At 57.1% G+C, this 1,886-nt stretch carries 2 protein-coding genes; both read left to right on the top strand.

The annotated features are described in order from the left end of the window. Positions 1 to 408: 408 nt before the first annotated feature. Positions 409 to 807 carry a sirohydrochlorin nickelochelatase gene (cfbA, locus tag CW742_RS11535; RefSeq protein ID WP_292420530.1) on the top strand — a complete coding sequence of 133 codons (399 nt, stop codon included), beginning with the start codon at positions 409 to 411 and terminating at the stop codon, positions 805 to 807. Positions 808 to 818: 11 nt separating this feature from the next. Continuing rightward, on the top strand, positions 819 to 1,886 hold a 1,068-nt coding region (gene cfbE, locus CW742_RS11530; protein ID WP_292420529.1), incomplete at its 3' end, for a coenzyme F430 synthase.

The following is a 1,886-nucleotide window of genomic DNA, read 5'->3' as shown; positions in this document are numbered from 1 at the left end:
AAATCGACTTGCATTCAAACGAAAGGTAATAGGTCGGGTTGAGCGATTCAACAAGGACATCTACGTACTGGCTCGTGAACTTGTGCTGCTTGAGGCGGTACGCAAATCCCTGGATGTGGTTTGCCAAAAAAAACCGGTTCAGGCAGTGGACGATCTCCCGCTCGAAATCACTCATTTACTAACGGTGCGATGGCTGGGGCATAAAACCATTGGGTGGGGAGGCCGAAAGTGATAGTGGAGGGACGCGCACGCTTTTCCATCCTCACCTAATCCAAATACGAAAGTTATTACGATTACAGGTAGATTTTCATACGTAGTATTTTCTTATGCAGATTTTTCAGCATACGAAAACACGTCATTTCAGGTGAACGGACGCAGTCCGGGCCTGGACCCAGTGGAGATACCCCCATGAGCAAGAAGGGAATGTTACTTGTCGGGCACGGGAGCACGATGCCCTACAACCAGGAACTCGTTGAGAAGACCGCGGCCATGATCCGGGCGAAAAATAATGATTTTATCGTCAGGTGTGGCTTCATGAACATGAACAAGCCGACCATCAAGGAATCGATGGAGGCATTCAAAACTGAGCAGATCGACGCGCTGATCGTTGTACCGCTCTTCCTTGCAAAAGGTGTCCACATCGAGAAGGACATTCCCGGCGAGATTGGCCTGCCCGAGGGCGTCAAGAAGGGCTCATTCCAGCTGAATGGCAAGAGCATCCCGCTCGTGTACGCCGATCCCATCGGAAGCGACCCTCTCCTCGCTGACCTCATGGTCAAGAACGCGAACAAGGCTCTCACCCTCTGATCCTTTTTTGTATGAAGATCCTGGTGCTGGATTCGATCCACGGCGGGCAACCGATCGCCGCTGCGTTCGTCTCGCGCGGCAACCAGGTCGATCTGGTTGATGTGTACCGCGGTACCGGCCCGGTCAGCGTAGAGGAGGCACATTCTAAAACGTATGATCTCATCACTGCGCCCGTACATCTGGACCCGGATCACCCCTTGATCAAAAACGCGACAGCAGCGGTTATCACTCACCATGACGCGGTCCGCCACCTGCTTGGGCGCGATGTTCCGGAGATCATGGTTGAGATTACCGGAGCCCGGGGCAAGACCACGACCGCCCATGCACTTGCCTTACTCCTGCCCGGGCCCGGCGTGCTTCATACCTCCGCCGGAACCTTCCGGTATCCCGGAAAGACGTTCATCTCCCGCTCCAGTATCACACCCGGTTCGGTGCTGGAAGCAGTCCGGCTCGCCCGTGAAGCCGGCGGCTGGCTGATTACCGAAGAATCGCTTGGCCTCACGGGTGCCGGGAGATTGGGCATCATCACCTCTTCCCGCGATTACCGGTTCGCTGCGGGAAAAAAGTCAGCTCTTGAAGCAAAACTCTCATCAGCCCGGTCCTGCCGGGCCCTCCTGCTCCCGGGGAGAGTTGCAGACAAGACATCTGACGGGGCCGTGCTCCTCCAGGATGCAGCGAAATGCGATGGCGCTGTTTGCACCATTACGCTGGGCAGCACGATCTACCGGTTTGAAAACCCCCTCCTTGCCCTGCCAGCTTACCGCAATTCTCTTGCCCTTGCAGGCACCGCTGCGGTGATGCTTGGGATCGACCCGGCCCCGCTCGCCGCATTCACCGCCCTTTCCGGCCGGATGTCAGCAAAGCATGAAGGGGGTGTTCTTATCGTGGACAATGCCAACAGCGGCACAAACCTTGAGACAACCCTCGATGCTGCGAAGTATGCCCGGAATGTCTCCGGCAGGGACGAGATCACTCTGGTCATCGGGCAGCCGGAAGGCGACGGGGCGGGCTGTGAAGCGTTCGGCTGCGACCAGATCCTGGCGGCGGTCCAGGCCGGCAGGGCGGTGGGTCTGGTGTTG

It is taken from the genome of Methanoregula sp. (assembly GCF_002835825.1).
GTDB lineage: Archaea > Halobacteriota > Methanomicrobia > Methanomicrobiales > Methanospirillaceae > Methanoregula.
The sequence above is the reverse complement of the archived record's forward strand: the minus strand, read 5'-3'. Positions and strand labels throughout refer to the sequence as shown.